Origin of the sequence: Micromonospora sp. NPDC049204, from assembly GCF_040647935.1 — a bacterium.
Taxonomy (GTDB): Bacteria; Actinomycetota; Actinomycetes; order Mycobacteriales; family Micromonosporaceae; genus Micromonospora.
In genome coordinates this window covers 281,032-296,495 of the sequence record NZ_JBEZDC010000006.1, presented here as the reverse complement: position 1 = coordinate 296,495, position 15,464 = coordinate 281,032, and the positions used below count along the sequence as shown (strand labels likewise).

Genomic DNA, 15,464 nt, shown 5'->3' with positions numbered 1-15,464 from the left:
GGGTGGTGATCATCCCTGCCGCGCTGTCGGCCGACTCCGGTGCGTTCTCGTTGGCCGTACCGCCGCTGTTTGCCGCTCTGGCTCCGGCGCGGAGCATCCTCATCGCCGGAGCGGGCGGGGGGTTCGACGTGTACGCGGGCCTGCCCTTGGCGTTCGCGCTGTGGCGCGCCGGCGCGCAGGTGCACCTGGCCAACCTCTCCTTCTCGGAGCTTGAGGTGATGGACCGGGACGCGTGGGTGGCGGAGCACGTCGCAGCGGTACAGCCGGATACCGCCAGCCCCGACTGGTACTTCCCCGAACGAACGCTTGCCCGCTGGCTGGCGGCTCAACAACTGCCGTCGACGGTGTACGCGTTTCCGCCCCTCGGTGTCCAGCCGCTACGGGCGGCGTACCGGCACCTGGTGGAGCACCTCGACATCGACGCGGTGGTCCTGGTCGACGGCGGCACGGATGTCCTGCTGCGGGGCGACGAGAGCGATCTCGGCACGCCGGTGGAGGACATGACCAGCGTGGCCGCAGTGGCCGCGCTGGACGTACCGGTCAAGCTGGTGACCAGTCTCGGCTTCGGCATCGACGCCTACGACGGCGTCAATCACGTTCAGGTGCTGGAGAACCTTGCCGCGCTCGACCGGGACGGTGGTTACCTCGGCGCTCTGTCCATCCCCGGTTCGAGCCGGGAGGCGGAGCTCTACCGTGCTGCCGTCGCCGACGCCCAGGCCGCCACCCCGCAGCGGCCGAGCATCGTCCAGGGGCAGATCGCCGCCGCCACCAGCGGCGCTTTCGGGGACGTCCGATTCACCAGGCGTACCGGCGGCGGCGACCTCTTCGTCAACCCGCTGATGGCCATCTACTTCACCGTGGATCTGGACAAACTCGCCGCCCGATGCCTGTACCTCGACCGTATTGAGAACACCGTCGGCAGACGGCAGGTCATCACACGCATCCAGGCGTTCCGCGACGAACTCCTCGACGCACGCATCCCCCGCGCGTTCCCACACTGATCGCTCGCCAGCGGCGGAGCGTGCACCCGGGGTTGGGGCTCATCGGTCGGCGTCGTAGGCCTGCCGTGCCTGCTCCACCTCTGGGAGGTGGGCGTCGGCCCAGGTGGTCAGGTGCGCGAAGAGCGGACCGAGGCTGGCACCCAGCTCGGTGATCTCGTATTCCACGCGGGGTGGCACCTCGGCGTGGTAGGTGCGTGCCACCAGCCCGTCGCGTTCGAGTTGGCGCAGCCGTTGGGTGAGCACCTTCGGTGTGATGCTGGTCAGCCGGCGTTCCAGCTCCACGAATCGCTGCCGCCCGTACTCGTGCAGAGCCCACAGAATCGGTGTGGTCCATCGACTGAACACGATGTCGACGACCGGCGCGACCGGGCAGGCCAACTCGGGGTGCGTTGACCGTTGCATGTGGCCTCCGTCATAAAGCCATTACTATCCTCTAGGTACCTACTATATCGACGCTACTAACGTCGCCTCCAACCGCGTGACCGACGCGGTCGACTTGGAGGTTCAGACATGTTCGTCGTGACAGGCGCCACCGGGAACGTCGGTCGGAAGCTGTTGTCGATCCTCGCGGCGTCGGGTGCCGCGGCGTCGGCGGTGTCCCGTGCACGACGTCCGGTCGTCGTACCGGACGGGGTGCGCCACCATCGTGCGGACCTGGAGCGGCCGGAGAGCCTGCGGCCGGCGCTCGCCGGCGCCGAGGCGTTGTTCCTGCTCGTGGAGGGCGCCGGGGCGCATCTCGACGTGCCCGAGATCCTGCGGGTCACCACGGAAGCCGGCGTGAAACGCATCGTGCTGCAATCCTCGCAGGCGGTCGGCACGAGGCCCGGGACCGCGTCGCACGCTCCACTGCACGCCATCGAAGAGCAGGTACGCCGGTCCGGCCTCGACTGGACGATCCTGCGCCCCGGCGGCTTCGCCTCCAACGCCCTCAGTTGGGTCGAGCCGGTCCGCAAGGGCCGGACGGTGGCCGCACCGTTCGGTGGGGTCGGTCTGCCGGTGATCGACCCGGACGACATCGCCGAGGTGGCGGCCGTCGCCCTCCGCGACGACGCCCACGCCGGTCGCACGTACGAGTTGACCGGTCCCGCGCTGAGCACACCACGTGAGCGGGTCGCCGATCTCGCTACCGCACTCGGCGAGCCGATCAGCTTCGTCGAGCAGACGCCCGACGAGGCCCGCGAACAGTTGCTGCGGTTCATGCCCCCGCCGGTGGTCGAGGGAACGTTGGCGATCATCGGCGCGCCGACCGCACGTGAGCAGCGGATCAGCCCGGACGTGTCCGAGGTCCTGGGCCGACCGCCGCGCCCCTTCGCCGCGTGGGCCGCTCGCAACGTCGACGCCTTTCGCTGACGCGGCAGACCATCGAAGCGTCTCCTCCCTCGGACCGATGACCGGCCAGCCGTGCGCGGCTGGCCGGTCATCGGCAGGGTTGTGAGCGGCCGATCAGGGGACGATCACCACGCCGCCGCGCACGCCACCTTGGGCCAGTCGGTCGTGGGCCGCCGCCGCGTCGGCGAAGGGGTACACGTCGGCGACCCGGAGCGGGAGGTCGCCGCTGGTGACGAGTTTGACCAACTCACCCAGCCGGGCTCCGTCCGGTAGCACCTCCAGTGCGAGGGTCCGGATTCCCCGCACCGGCTCCGGGCGAAGTGGAGGTGACGCGGCCACGTAGCCGCCGCCGTCCCGGACGAGGTCCAGCAGCGCGGGGCCGATCACCGCCAGATCGATGACCGCGTCGAACGTCCCCGTCGGATCGTCGGTGCGCGACAGGAACGCCGCGCCCAGCGACTCGACGAACTCGCGGTCGTCGGCCCCGGCGAGTCCCGTGGCGTGCAGACCGGCCGCCCGGGCCAGCGCCAGCACGAACCCACCGACCTGCCCGGCGGCGCCGGTGACGAGCACGGTCGAACCCGCGGGGAGCGCGAGCAGGTCAATGGCCTGGGCGGCGGCCAGGCCATTGGTCGGCAGGGTCGCCGATTCGGTGGCGGGGACGCCGGCGGGCGCGGAGGTCAGCCCGGCGGCGTCGAGGACCACGTACTCCGCGTGGGTGCCGACCGTGGTGCGTAGCCAGTGCGAGAAGCCGATGACCTCGTCGCCGATCCCGAACTCCTCGACCGATGGGCCGACCGCGTCGATGCTGCCGGCAACGTCCCAGCCCGGCGTGTACGGCAGATCGGTCGGCAACGGGGCCGGGAACCGGCCGGAGCGGAGCATCAGATCGACCGGATGGACGACTGACGCCGCGACCCGCACCCGGACCTGCCCCGGACCGGGCTCGGGCACCGGCACGTCGATCACCCGCAGGACCTCCGGCCCTCCGAACTGTGCATAGCTGACTGCGCGCATCGCCGACTCCTTCGTGGGACCTCGTGATCACCACAACCGTACGAATCGCCGGCACTGTCGGTAAGTAGGTACCGTAAAGTGCCTAGGGAACCCGAGGAGACAAGATGGCGACGATGACTGCGGCGCAACGCCGCGAGCAGGCCAAACGTGACTACGACGCGTTCCTGGAACAATGCCCGACCCGCGAGCTGCTGAGCAGGCTCACTGACAAGTGGGTCGCCCTGGTGATCCCAGCGCTCGCCAGCGGCCCGCAGCGGCATGGCGAACTCGCCCGCCGCATCGCTGGCGTCAGCCAGAAGATGCTCACCCAGACCCTGCGCACGCTGGAACGCGACGGCCTGGTCACCCGCACGGTCACCGCCTCGATGCCGGTCCGCGTCGACTACGCGCTCACCCCGCTCGGCCATGAGCTGTTCCCGGTCATGGTCGCGATCAAGGACTGGGCGGAGACACACATGGACCGCGTCTTCGAAGCGCGGACCCAGTTCGACGCTCGCCCCTGACCTCTTGTTGCGGCGTGACGGCCGGGACGAGTGACGGCCCGGCGGCGCGTCGGTGCACCGAGGGCTCGCCGAACTGTCGCTCGTGACGGCTAGGGTCCGCGTCGTGGATGACACCTCGACGGCCCGGCGGGCCGCCCACGCCTACGCTGATCTTCTGGAGCGCCGCGACTGGTCCGGGTTGGCCGCCCTGCTCACCGATGATGTGGTCTACGAGATGCCGCAGACCCGGGAGCGCATTCGCGGCCGGGACGCGTTCCTGCGGTTCAACACCGAGTATCCCGGCGATTGGCACCTCCGGCCGCGACGGGTGATCGCCGATGGCCGTCATGCTGCCCTGTTGGTCGATGTTCGCGTCGGCGACGAGCAGCAGGACGCGTGCGTCTGGCTGGAGATGTCCGAGCAGGGGCTGATCAGCAAGATCATCGACTACTGGCCCGAACCGTACGATCCGCCGCCGGGCCGGGAACACCTCGTGGAGCGTTGGTGACCGTGGCCCTACCTGGCGTCGTCCGTGGCCGCCTCGGCTCCGACCGAGTGTGGCAGCACCACCGCCTGAGCGGCGATGACACGTTCGCCGTCGTAGGTCAGCGCCGGTGACCCATGCAGTCGATAGCCCTCATCGAGAAGCGCGCTGACGCGGGCGCAGAATTCGGCGTCATCGGGTCCGGTGATGAGACGGTAGCCGAGTGGCTTCGTGAAATCCGACACCGCCGCATTCTCCCCGCTGCGATGCCGGCGACCAGTCCCCAGCCCCCAACCCGTTCTCCGATCAGGAACGACCGATGGAGCGGTCGAGGAAGTCGTGGATCATCGGCGCAGCGACGTCGATCTTGTCTTCCAGCAGGAAGTGGCCGGTGTCGAGCAGGTGGAATTCGGCCGCCGGCAGGTCCTTGCGATAGGGGTGGGCGCCAGCGGCCGGGAAGACCGGGTCGTTCTGGCCCCAGACGACAAGCGTCGGCGGCTGGTGGTCACGGAAGAAGGCGTGGAATTCCGGATACAGCGTGACGTTGCTGCCGTAGTCGTAGAACAGATCCAGCTGGATGTCCGCGTTGCCGGGGCGAGCGAGCTGCATGTCGTCGTGGGCCCACCGGTCGGGGTCGAGCCGACTGAGGTCCTGCACCCCCGCCGTGTACTGCTGCTTGACCGTGTCGGAGTTGAGGATGAACGCGATGGCCTGACGGCGTTCGTCGGTCTTCTCCGCCCAGTAGGCCTTGATCGGATCCCAGAACTCGCTCAGCCCCTCTTCGTACGCGTTGCCGTTCTGCACGATGAGCGCGCTGATCCGCTCAGGTCCCTTGAGGGCCATCCGGAACCCCGTCGGCGCCCCGTAGTCGAAACAGTAGAGCGCATAGCGATCCACGCCGAGCTGGCCGAGGAGGCCGTCCATCAGATCGGCGAAGTTGGCGAAGGTGTAGTCGAACGTCGACCGGTCCGGGCTGGCGCTGTGACCGAAACCTGGAAAGTCCGGCGCGATCACCCGATATCGATCGGCGAGCAGGGGGATCAGGTGGCGGAACTGCGAGGACGCCGTGGGAAATCCGTGCAGCAGCAGGACGGCCGGGCCGTCGGCCGGGCCGGCCTCGCGGTAGAAGATATCGATTCCGTTCACGGTCGCCGTACGAAAGTGCGTGACCGGGAACTCGCCTTCCTGGACGGCGGCGACCGAGGGTTTCTGCGCAATGCCCACCATTGTCGAATCCTTTCGGAATGAGGGAAAGCGGTATCACCCTCGGCAATCTCAGCGCCGGGTCCCGCTTCGTCAGCATGGCATGCGACAGGGCCCCCGACGTGCCGAAATCAGTTATCGAACACCGCTTACAGCAGATGGGTACGGAGGAAGTCGAGTTCCAGCGGGAGCAGCCGCTCGGCGGTGCCGTTCGCGGCCATGTGGGTGGCTCCGGTCAACGGCAGGACGGCGTGCGGGCGGCCGGTGCTCAGCAGGGCCGCGGAGAGCCGGAGCGTGTGCGCGGCCACCACGTTGTCGTCGGCCAGGCCGTGCACCAGCAGCAACGGGCGGGCCTGGTCGGGGCCGGTGAGCGGCTCGGCGGCCAACTCGACGAGTGAGTGGTGCGCGTAGACGTCCATGCCGTCCTCGGGCAACCCCAGATAACGCTCGGTGTACGCGGTGTCGTACAGCGCCCAGTCGGTCACCGGCGCGCCCGCGATCCCGCACCGGAACAACTCCGGGTGGCGCAGCACCGCCAACCCGGCCAGCCACCCGCCGAACGACCAACCACGAATCCCCACCCGTGCCATGTCCAGGTCGGGGTGCTTACCGGCGAGCGCGGTCAGGGCGTCGATCTGGTCGGTCAGGGTCACGTCGGCCATCCGCCGGTGGATCGCCTTCTCGAACGACGGGGCCACCCCCGGCGTACCCCGGTTGTCGATGGTGACCACCGCGAACCCGGCATCGGCCCACCACTGCCGCTCCAACCACGCGGCCCGTGCCGCCACGACCTCCTGGTGCCCCGGCCCGCCGTAGATGTCCAGCAGCACCGGCAGCCGCCGGCCCGTCACGTGGTTGTCCGGGTAGAGCACCGCCGCCGGCAACCGCCGATCGGTCACCCGTTCCAGCAACGGCAGCGGAGAGTACGGAGGGGTGGCGGCCAGCGACCGCAGCTCGGCCAACTCCTGGTCGCCGCGCCGAACCGTCCACCGCACCCCCGCGTGGTCCAGCGACGCGATCCCGACGGCAAGCACGTCACCGCCCACGGCGGCGGTGTACCAACCCGGGTCGGTGGTGATCCGGCGCGCGTCCACCCCACCGCCGATGGTGGTGCGGACCCGGAACAGGTGCCGCTCGCTCGGCTCACCGTCGCTGGCCTCGACCAGCAGGTCGGCCGGCCCGGAACTGGCCGGCAGCCGACCCACGACCCGCCGCACGTACAGCGACGGCGGAGTGAGCAGTGTGCCGTCCGCGAACAGGCACCGCGCGTCGTACCCGTCGTGGGCCAACTCCCCGCCGACGAGCACCCGGCCGTCCGGCAGGTGCGCCGGGGTGCCGGTGATCGGCTCGACCCAGCGCGGATCGGCCAGCTCGGCGTGCACCTGCGTCTCACCCGTCCGGGGATCCACCGCGAGCACCAGCCCGTGCTGCTGCGACCGCCGCAACACGGTGATCAGTGGGCTGCCCTCGACCCAGCTGACCGCGGTCAGGTACGGGTAGGTCTCCCGGTCCCAGTGCACGTCGACCCAGCCGTCGTCGAGGTCCAGCAGGTGCAGGCTGACCTCCGCGTTCGGCCCACCAGCCCGGGGGTACGCCACGGCGGTCGGCGCGCTGGCCGGCTCGGCCGGGTCGTGCAGGTGCCAGCGATCCAGGCGGGACTCGTCGACCCGGGCGGCGAGCACCATGCGCCCGTCCGGCGCCCACCAGTACCCCCGGAACCGGCCGAACTCCTCCGCCGCGATGTGCTCGGCCAACCCCCAGCTCACCCCGGCGTCCTCGCCGGCCAGCAGGGTGTCGGTGCCGTCTGCCTCGATCACCCGCAGCTCGCCGCGACGCACACCCTCGCCCGCGTCGGTCACGTACGCCAGCCGCTGCCCGGTCGGGTCGGGACGCGGATCCAGCACCGGACCGACGGTGGCCACCTCCACCACGTCACCGTGCACCAGATCGGCCCGGAACAACCGCCCGGCCAGCGCGAAGACCGCGATCCGCCCGGCGGCGTCCAGCGCGTACGAGCCGATGCCCGCGGCGCTGAGCCGTAAGCGCTCACGAAGCGCGCGTTCGCCGGGGGAGAGGGACCGCACGTCGCCGCCCTCGCCCAGCAGGGTCGTCGGGTCGGCGATCAGGCGCTCCTCGGCGGTGGCCACGTCCAGCAACCAGAGCGCGTCCGCCGGGTCCTCCGGCCCGGCCGAGCGCAGGAAGATCACCCGGGAGCCGTCGTCGGCCACGGAGACAGCGCGCGGCGCGCCGTGGCTGAACCGGCGGGTGCGGGCGGCCAGCTCCGGAAAGTCCACAGACCAAATCGTAGAGCGGTACGGGAGGTGATGTGGCCGACCTGGGCGGACGCGTCGACGCCGGTGGGACCTGGCCGCCGGTTAGAGTGACCGTCGTGACGATGCTGCCCGACCGCCGCCTGCTGCTGGTCCACGCGCACCCCGACGACGAGTCGATCGGCACGGGCTCGACGATGGCCCACTATGCCGCCAACGGGGCCCACGTCACGCTTGTGACCTGCACCCTCGGCGAGGAGGGCGAGATCCACGTGCCCGCGCTGGCCCAGCTCGCCGCCGCCGAGGCCGACCAACTCGGCGGGTACCGCATCGCCGAGCTTGCCGCCGCGTGCGCCGCGCTCGGCGTCAGCGACCACCGCTTCCTGGGCGGCGCCGGCCGCTACCGCGACTCGGGGATGATGGGGCTCGCCACCAACGAACACCCCCGCGCCTTCTGGCAGGCCGACCTCGACGAGGCCGCCGGGCATCTCGTGGAGATCATGCGAGAGGTACGGCCGCAGGTGCTGATCACGTACGACCCGAACGGCTTCTACGGCCACCCCGACCACATCCAGGCCCACCGGGTCGCGATGCGCGCTGTCGAGCTGGCCGCCGCCGAGGGCTGCGCCCCGCTGAAGGTCTACTGGACCGCGATGCCGCTCAGCGTCCTGGAAGCCGGCATGGCGCACTTCGCCGGGTCCTCCGACAACCCGTTCGGCGGCATCGCCGACATCGCCGACCTTCCCTTCGGCACCCCGGACGACCAGATCGCCGCCCGGATCGACGGCACCGACCAGCACGCGGCCAAGGAAGACGCGATGCGGGCGCACGCCACCCAGATCCCGGCCACCTCCTGGCTCTACTCGATCGCCGGCAACTTCGGCGGCGAGTTCATGGGCGTGGAGTTCTTCACCCTCGCGGTCGGCGAGAAGGGACCGGGCTCCGGGCCGTACGCCTGGGAGGACGACCTCTTCGCCGGGCTCCCCGAGGAGATTGCTCCGGACCGGTCTCCGGTCGGGACCGTCTCGGACCGGTCTCCGGTCGGGACCGTCTCGGACCGGTCTCCGGTCGGGACCGTCTCGGACCGGTCTCCGGTCGGGACCGTCTCGGACCGATCCTCGGTCGGGACCGCGCCGGACCGGTCCTCGGTCGCGGCGGCGGGTTCCCGGTGACCCTGCCCGCGGCGATGACGGTTCTGGACGACCTGGATGCCCCGCCCCCGGCGGGACCACCGCCGCGACTGTTCGACCTGGGCCTACGGCTGGCCGGCGCGGTCGTCGTGGTGGTCGCCGGAGTGCTGAGCGGGGTGCTGGAGCTGCTGCTCTCCACGGTCCGCGTCGGCGGGCAGTTGATCGGCGTGTCGGCGCTCCTCGCCGTCGGTGCCAACATCGTGCTGAGCTGGTTCGCGCACGAGGCGGTCGGCCGCAGGTGGGCGGTGGCGCTGCCGGCGGTGCCCTGGTTCGCGCTGATGGCGGTGGCCGCCATCCGGACCAACGAGGGTGACCTGTTGCTGGCCGGCGACAACTGGGTCGGCCTGGCCATGATCGTGGCCGGTGCGATGACCTTCGCGGTGATGGGCTTCCGGCAGATCCTCGCTCCGCCGTCCACGGTCGGGCTGATGACGCCACCCAGGTAAGGGTGGTAGATATTCCAGCCAGGGATGTGAGCCCCGCGACGGGGCGTACGGCAGGAGGTCCGGTGGTGGACAGACGGTGGCGTGACATCGCGGTGCTCGTGGCAGCACTGTTCGCGGTCAACGTGGTCGCCCGGCTGATCATCCGGTTCGGCTTCGAGCAGGACGACACGGCCGCCGACCGGGTGTCGTTGGCGATGTTCGCGGTGATCGGGGTGACCCTGGCCGTGGTCGCCTTCCGCTGGGGTCGTCGCCGGCCGCTGGCGGACTGGGCGGCCGACATGGCCCTCGTGGTGCTGGCGGCGATGCTGCTGACCGTGTTGGTCGGGCCTCTGCTGATCGGCCACAATCCGTTCGCTGGCGGCGCGCCGACGTTCTTCGCCCAGCTCTGGCTGTACCTGCTCGCCTCCGTCGCCGGGGTGCTGATCGGCTACCTGGTGCTCACCGCGCTGGGGCGTGACTACCGCTCGTGGCAGCTCAAGCGGTACGCCGAGGTCAAAGCCGCCAAACCCCGCCGCGTCGTCCGCCGCTGACGAGCGCGCACGCCACGACCGACCGCACCGCTGACAAGCCAGGCGTACGTGGCCGGGCGGGCGTGTGTGGTTGGGCGTGCGTGGTTGGGCGGGCGTGCGTGGTTGGGCGTGCGTGGTTGGGCGTGCGTGCGTGGGTGGGCGGGCTTGGCTCGGGCGGGTCTGCGCTGCCCGGGCTCGTGGTTTGATCAACTCGGCTTCCGTGAAGTCGGGCTGTCCCGAGGGGGCGGATGCCCCGACTTCTTGTTGGTCAACTCGGGTTTCGTGAAGTCGGGCCGTCCTGGGCTGGCGGACGCCACGACTTCCTGAAAGTCGAGCCGATCACGGAGCCGGGCTCGCTACGCGTGCCCGGCTCGCCACGTGCGCGGGTTTGACCCTGTGCGCCGGTCCTCGTCACTGTGGGGCGACTCGGGTCAGGTAGGTGTGGTGTGTGCTGAAACCGAGTCGCCGGTAGAGCGCCACCGCCGCCGTGTTGTGCTGCTCGACCTGGAGGAAGGCGTGCGTCGCGCCACTGGACACGCCCCAGCCGGCCAACTCGTGGATCACCCGGACAGCCAGCCCTTGACGGCGGGCGGCCGGTAGAACCTCGATGAGGCTGAGGCCCAGCCAGCGCCCCTGGCCGGTCACCGTGCCTCGGCCGACCGCCACCAGCGTGCCGTCGACGTACACGTGGGCGAAACGGACCAGGTCCACGGCGGTGAGCACGTGTCGGGCGGCGTCCGGCAGGCCGCCCTTGCGTCCGGCGGCGGCGGCCAGCCACTCCGCGCTCGGCGCGCTGGCCAGCTCAACGACCGCACTGCTCCACACGCCGGCCTGCCCGTCTGCGCCGGCCTGCCCGTCTGCGCCGGCCTGCCCGTCTGCGCCGGCCTGCCCGTCGGTGGTGGCCGTGCCGGTGTCCCCGTCGGCGCTGGGCTGCTCGGTGGTGGTGGATCGGGCAGCCGATGCGGTGCCGGTCGGTCGTAGCGGGAGCGGCGTGGTCTGCACCAGGACCGGCGGGCGGGCGGCCCAGCCGCGGGCGTCCAGTTCGGCGCCGACCGGGGCGGCGAGGGGCAGCGGCGTGTTGATGATCGGCGGCTGGCCCTGTTCGGCGTACCAGCGTTCGACCGCGTCTACGGCGGCGGGGAGCGGTCGGTCGGGGTCGCCGATCGGCAGCGCCGAGTTGGCCCGCCCGCTCCAGCCCTCCGCCGAGCGGAGCAGCCAGTCGCCGAGCTGGCCCCGCGTCGGTGCCGGCCAGGCCTCGTCGGCGGCCCGCTCCAACGCGACGACCGCCGCGGCGGTTGGCCGGCGGGTGGGCGGCACCCGCTTGGCGCGGTGGACCTGCGCGACCGGGACGCGCAGATGGCCCTGTGCGGTGGAGAGCGTGAGATGAGTCTCGCTCAGCTCGACCAGCTCGCCGAGGGCGTCGGAGAAGAGCGGTCGGCCCTCGCGAATCCCCACAATCCGGCGGACTACGATTCGGTATCCCACATCCTGCTGTCGGAGCACGATCGACCCCCTCCCCGGCGAGATACTAGGCTCTTACCGTCGCGGGTGATCGCGGCGTGTCTTGCGGAGGAGAAGACCGGTGACCTACATCATCGCCGAGCCGTGCGTGGATGTGCTCGACAAGGCATGCATCGAGGAATGCCCGGTCGACTGCATTTACGAGGGCAATCGGATGCTCTACATCCACCCCGACGAGTGCGTCGACTGTGGTGCCTGTGAGCCGGTCTGCCCGGTGGAGGCGATCTTCTACGAGGACGACGTCCCGGAGCAGTGGAAGGACTACACGGGCGCCAACTACGAGTTCTTCGAGGAGCTGGGCTCGCCCGGCGGTGCCTCGAAGATCGGCAAGGTGGAGAAGGACGCCACCTTCGTCGCCGCGCAGCCACCGCGCGGCGAGGGCCACTGAACCGGCCCGCGCCGGTCTCGTCGCGGCTGCCCGAGTTCACCTGGGACACCCTGGATGCCGCGGCCACTCTGGCCGCGGCCCATCCGGAGGGCCTGATCAACCTCTCGATGGGTACGCCTGTCGACCCGGTGCCCGAGGTGATCCGCCAGGCGTTGGCTGACGCGTCCGATGCTCCCGGCTACCCGCTGACCGCCGGTACCCCGGCGTTGCGGGCCGCGATCGCGGCGTGGGTGTCCCGAGCCTGTGGTGCTGGGGTCGACGGTCTGGGTGTGCTGCCGACCATCGGTTCGAAGGAGCTGGTCGCCTGGCTGCCCACGCTGCTCGGCATCGGCCCGGGTGACGTGGTGGTGGTGCCGTCGATCGCGTACCCCACCTACGAGGACGGCGCCCGGTTGGCTGGCGCGACAGTCGTCCGCACCGACTCGCTCACCTCGGTCGGGCCGACCCCGCGGGTCCGGCTGGTCTGGGTCAACTCGCCCGGCAACCCGACCGGTCGGGTGCTGCCCGCGGCGCACCTGCGCAAGGTGGTCGACTGGGCTCGGGAACGCGGCGCGGTGGTCGCCAGCGACGAGTGCTACCTGCCGCTCGGCTGGTCGGCGGAGCCGGTCTCGGTGCTGTCGCCGCAGGTCAGCGGTGGCAGCTATGCCGGGCTGCTCGCCCTGCACTCGCTGTCCAAGCGATCCAATCTCGCCGGCTACCGGGCCGGGTTCGTCGCCGGTGATCCAGCGCTCGTCGCCGAGCTGCTGAAGGTGCGCAAGCACGCGGGGATGATCGTGCCCGCGCCGGTGCAGGCGGCCATGGTGGCCGCGCTGGACGACGAGCGGCACGCCGAGGAGCAGCGGGAGCGCTATCGAGCACGGCGGGAGAAACTGGCCGCCGCGTTCACCGGTGCCGGGTTCACCGTCGAGCACTCCGAGGCAGGTCTCTACCTCTGGCTCACCCGAGGTGAGGACTGCTGGCAGACCGTCGACTGGCTGGCGCGGCGCGGCATCCTGGTCGCCGCCGGCGTCTTCTACGGTCCTGGCGGCCAGCAGCACGTACGGGCGGCGCTGACCGAGTCCGACGAGCACATCGCGGGCGTCGCGGCCCGCCTCGCCCAGGTCTGACCGTACGTCCGGGCGGCCTCGCCGGGATTTACGATCTTGCGGATCACGGGCTGACGCGATGGCCGCCGAGGGCTGACCGGCGTCCGCGCCGGCCCCGGACGATATCCTCGGCCCGACCTGCCCCACACCCGAGCAGGAACGTCGAGGTACGCGGATGGTGGACAGCCCCGGTGTGCGGGCGGCGGTGGTCGGCACCGGCCTGATCGGTGGTTCGGTGCTGCTCCGACTGCACGCCGCAGGCGTCGACGTGACCGGGTGGGATCCGGACGAGGGCACCCGGCGGGAGGCCCGCCGGCTGGGCGTACCCGCTCCGGACCGGTTGGTCGAGGCGGTGGCCGACCGGGACGTGGTCTTCCTCTGCGGGCCGCTGCCGACGCTGCCGGCGACGCTCGTCGAGGTGGCCGCGATGACCGGTGAGCGTTGTGTGCTGACCGACGTGGGCAGTACCAAGGCGGAGGTGGCGGCGTTCGCCGCCACGCACGGGCTGACGCACCGGTTCGTGCCCGGCCACCCGATGGCCGGCACCGACCGGGCGGGCTTGACGGCGGCGGGGCCGGAGCTGCTCAGCGGCGCCGCCTGGGTGCTCTGTCCCACCGCTGGGCCGGCCACGACGGCGTTCCGTTGGCTGGCCGAGTTGCTGGTGGACCTCTTCGCGGCCCAGGTGGTGCCGATGTCCGCGACGGAGCACGACTCGGTCGCGGCGCTCGCCTCACACGTGCCGCACCTGCTGGCCGGCGCGCTTGCCGGTGCGGTGCAGCGCGCCCCGCTGCGCGACGCGATACTCGCGCTCGCCGCCGGCAGCTTCTCCGACGGCACCCGGGTCGCCGGCACCCCCGCCGGTCGGACCGCCAACATGCTGCTCGGCAACCGGGAGCGGGTGCTGCGCGAGCTGGCCGAGGTCACCGCGTTCCTGGACGACCTGACCGCCGCGCTGAGCGCCAGCGACGCACCGGCGCTCACGGCCCGGTACGACGAGGCACGTGCCGCCCGCGCGGCGTTGCGCGATCGCCGGTTCGACGCGTACGACAGGCAGTTCCCGATCGGCGGTGACCACGCCGCGGAGGTGTCCTGGCTGTGCGAGCTGGGGGTGGCCGGTGGTCACCTGACGGGTCTGCACGTCGGCGTCGACACCGTCTCCTACACGGCGCGGCGGCCCGTGGCTGACTAGGCTGAGAGGCATGGCGGCGGACGGTCCGGTGGTGCAGGTGCGCGGCGAGGCGTACCGGGAGGTGCCGCCCGAGCTGGCCCGGTTCGCGGTCACCGCGACCGCGCGGGACCGGGATCGGGAGGCGACCCTGACCCGGCTGGCCGAGCGTGCCGCTGCTGTCCGGGTGCTGCTGGACGGCTCCGGGCCAGCGGTGGCGCGGCGGGAGACCGGCGATCTGCGGGTGCGGCCGGAGACCCGTCGCTCCGGTGAACGGGTGGTCGCCTGGCACGGCAGCGTGACCACCACGGTCACCGTCACCGACTTCACCGCCCTCGGCGAGTTGATGCTCCGGTTGGCTGACCAGGACCAGGTCGAGGTGGCCGGGCCGTGGTGGGAGCTTCGCCCGGACAGCCCCGCGCACCGCGAGGCCCGACACGCCGCGATCCGCGACGCGCTGGTACGCGCCCGGGAGTACGCCGAGGCGCTCGGTGCCCAGGTCACCTCGTTGCTCGAGTTGGCCGACGCCGGGCCGGCGGACCGGCCGATGTTCGCCCGCGCGGCGTTCGCCGGAGGTGGCGGCCCGGGTGGCGGCCCGCCGGAACTCGAGTTGGACCCGCAGCCGCAGACCGTCCAGGCGGCCGTGCAGGCGCGGTTCACGATCAGCGCGCCGGTGCTCGACTGATGCCACCGGCTCACGTGCTGTCGGTCGACGAGTTGGTGCAGCGCGCGCTGGCACTGGCCGAGGCCGGTCCGCGGCAACTGCTGGGCATCGCCGGCGCGCCGGGCGCGGGGAAGTCGACGCTGGCCGAGCAGGTCGTGGCCGCGGTCGGGTCGGCCGCCAGACTGGTGCCGATGGACGGCTTCCACCTGGCGCAGTCCCAGCTGGTCCGGCTGGGCCGCGCGGACCGCAAGGGCGCGGCGGACACCTTCGACGCCAACGGGTTCGTCTCGTTGCTGCGCCGACTGCGCCGGTTGGAGCCCACCTCGGTGTACGCGCCGGAGTTCCGCCGTGAGTTGGAGGAGCCGGTGGCCGGGGCGATCGAGGTGCCGCCGTCGGTCCGGCTGGTGGTGACCGAGGGCAATTACCTGCTGCTGCCGGATTTTCCGTGGCAGGAGGTGCGCGCGCTGCTGCACGAGACGTGGTTCCTCGACCTGGACGCCGACCTGCGCCATCGGCGGTTGACCGCCCGACACGAGGCGTTCGGGCGGTCGCCGGAGCAGGCCCGCGAGTGGGCGCTGGGCAGTGACGAGGCCAACGCGGCCCGGATAACTCCGACCGCCGACCGAGCCGACCTGGTGGTCCGCCTGCCGGAGTCGCCGCCGGCCTGACCGGCGGGCTCGAAGCCAGCGTGGTCTGCCCGCCCGTGCCGG

At 71.5% G+C, this 15,464-nt stretch carries 18 protein-coding genes; 12 read left to right on the top strand and 6 right to left on the bottom strand.

The window, feature by feature from the left end; all coding sequences use genetic code 11:
* The first annotated feature begins 5 nt into the window (after positions 1–5).
* Positions 6–1,001, top strand: coding sequence for a DUF1152 domain-containing protein (locus tag AB0A90_RS14720; protein ID WP_357246841.1), 996 nt, complete (start codon positions 6–8; stop codon positions 999–1,001).
* Between the two features lie 39 nt (positions 1,002–1,040).
* Here the strand turns inward: AB0A90_RS14720 and AB0A90_RS14715 are convergent, their stop codons facing one another.
* Positions 1,041–1,403, bottom strand: a complete 363-nt coding sequence (locus tag AB0A90_RS14715; protein ID WP_357246838.1) for a helix-turn-helix domain-containing protein — start codon at positions 1,401–1,403, stop codon at positions 1,041–1,043.
* Positions 1,404–1,511: 108 nt separating this feature from the next.
* Between AB0A90_RS14715 and AB0A90_RS14710 the strand changes: the two genes are divergently transcribed.
* A complete protein-coding gene (locus AB0A90_RS14710; RefSeq protein ID WP_357246834.1) occupies positions 1,512–2,351 on the top strand; it encodes an NAD(P)H-binding protein in 840 nt (279 codons plus the stop codon).
* A 93-nt stretch (positions 2,352–2,444) separates the two neighbouring features.
* On the opposite strand, the gene AB0A90_RS14705 is transcribed toward AB0A90_RS14710, so the two are convergent.
* Positions 2,445–3,347, bottom strand: coding sequence for an NADP-dependent oxidoreductase (locus AB0A90_RS14705; RefSeq protein WP_357246831.1), 903 nt, complete (start codon positions 3,345–3,347; stop codon positions 2,445–2,447).
* 104 nt (positions 3,348–3,451) lie between these two features.
* Between AB0A90_RS14705 and AB0A90_RS14700 the strand changes: the two genes are divergently transcribed.
* Together AB0A90_RS14700 and AB0A90_RS14695 are read left to right on the top strand one after the other, a co-directional pair.
* On the top strand, positions 3,452–3,850 hold the full coding sequence (locus tag AB0A90_RS14700; RefSeq protein WP_357246828.1) for a helix-turn-helix domain-containing protein: 399 nt from the start codon (positions 3,452–3,454) through the stop codon (positions 3,848–3,850).
* A gap of 73 nt (positions 3,851–3,923) precedes the next feature.
* Entirely contained in the window at positions 3,924–4,337 is a 414-nt protein-coding gene (locus AB0A90_RS14695; protein WP_357247181.1) for a nuclear transport factor 2 family protein, read from the top strand.
* A gap of 8 nt (positions 4,338–4,345) precedes the next feature.
* Here AB0A90_RS14695 and AB0A90_RS14690 read toward each other — a convergent pair whose 3' ends face one another.
* The 3 genes from AB0A90_RS14690 to AB0A90_RS14680 form a co-directional block, all read right to left on the bottom strand.
* On the bottom strand, positions 4,346–4,558 hold the full coding sequence (locus AB0A90_RS14690; RefSeq protein ID WP_357246825.1) for a DUF1737 domain-containing protein: 213 nt from the start codon (positions 4,556–4,558) through the stop codon (positions 4,346–4,348).
* Between the two features lie 61 nt (positions 4,559–4,619).
* On the bottom strand, positions 4,620–5,540 hold the full coding sequence (locus AB0A90_RS14685; RefSeq protein WP_357246822.1) for an alpha/beta hydrolase: 921 nt from the start codon (positions 5,538–5,540) through the stop codon (positions 4,620–4,622).
* Positions 5,541–5,665: 125 nt separating this feature from the next.
* On the bottom strand, positions 5,666–7,810 hold the full coding sequence (locus tag AB0A90_RS14680; protein WP_357246820.1) for a prolyl oligopeptidase family serine peptidase: 2,145 nt from the start codon (positions 7,808–7,810) through the stop codon (positions 5,666–5,668).
* 86 nt (positions 7,811–7,896) lie between these two features.
* On the opposite strand from AB0A90_RS14680, the gene mshB reads away from it, so the two are divergent.
* The 3 genes from mshB to AB0A90_RS14665 all read left to right on the top strand — a co-directional run bounded on the left by mshB (position 7,897) and on the right by AB0A90_RS14665 (position 9,952).
* On the top strand, positions 7,897–8,958 hold the full coding sequence (mshB, locus tag AB0A90_RS14675) for an N-acetyl-1-D-myo-inositol-2-amino-2-deoxy-alpha-D-glucopyranoside deacetylase (protein WP_357246817.1): 1,062 nt from the start codon (positions 7,897–7,899) through the stop codon (positions 8,956–8,958).
* Positions 8,959–8,972: 14 nt separating this feature from the next.
* A complete protein-coding gene (locus tag AB0A90_RS14670) occupies positions 8,973–9,422 on the top strand; it encodes a hypothetical protein (protein WP_357246814.1) in 450 nt (149 codons plus the stop codon).
* Positions 9,423–9,487: 65 nt separating this feature from the next.
* Complete coding sequence (locus AB0A90_RS14665; RefSeq protein ID WP_357247178.1) at positions 9,488–9,952, top strand: hypothetical protein; 465 nt, start codon at positions 9,488–9,490, stop codon at positions 9,950–9,952.
* A gap of 390 nt (positions 9,953–10,342) precedes the next feature.
* Here AB0A90_RS14665 and AB0A90_RS14660 read toward each other — a convergent pair whose 3' ends face one another.
* Positions 10,343–11,434, bottom strand: coding sequence for a GNAT family N-acetyltransferase (locus tag AB0A90_RS14660; RefSeq protein WP_357246812.1), 1,092 nt, complete (start codon positions 11,432–11,434; stop codon positions 10,343–10,345).
* Positions 11,435–11,513: 79 nt separating this feature from the next.
* Between AB0A90_RS14660 and fdxA the strand changes: the two genes are divergently transcribed.
* From fdxA to AB0A90_RS14635, 5 genes are all read left to right on the top strand, one after another.
* Positions 11,514–11,840, top strand: a complete 327-nt coding sequence (gene fdxA / locus AB0A90_RS14655) for a ferredoxin (protein WP_091422126.1) — start codon at positions 11,514–11,516, stop codon at positions 11,838–11,840.
* The gene (gene dapC, locus AB0A90_RS14650) at positions 11,837–12,946 is read left to right on the top strand and encodes a succinyldiaminopimelate transaminase (RefSeq protein WP_357247175.1); all 1,110 of its coding nucleotides are present in this window, start codon (positions 11,837–11,839) and stop codon (positions 12,944–12,946) included. The genes fdxA and dapC overlap by 4 nt, the downstream gene beginning before the upstream one ends.
* Before the next feature lie 154 nt (positions 12,947–13,100).
* A complete protein-coding gene (locus AB0A90_RS14645) occupies positions 13,101–14,114 on the top strand; it encodes a prephenate dehydrogenase/arogenate dehydrogenase family protein (RefSeq protein WP_357246809.1) in 1,014 nt (337 codons plus the stop codon).
* 10 nt (positions 14,115–14,124) lie between these two features.
* Positions 14,125–14,775, top strand: coding sequence for an SIMPL domain-containing protein (locus tag AB0A90_RS14640; RefSeq protein ID WP_357246806.1), 651 nt, complete (start codon positions 14,125–14,127; stop codon positions 14,773–14,775).
* Positions 14,775–15,422: a nucleoside/nucleotide kinase family protein gene (locus tag AB0A90_RS14635; protein ID WP_357246803.1), complete on the top strand. Its 648-nt coding sequence runs from the start codon at positions 14,775–14,777 to the stop codon at positions 15,420–15,422. Before AB0A90_RS14640 ends, AB0A90_RS14635 begins: the two co-directional genes overlap by 1 nt.
* Positions 15,423–15,464: the final 42 nt, after the last annotated feature.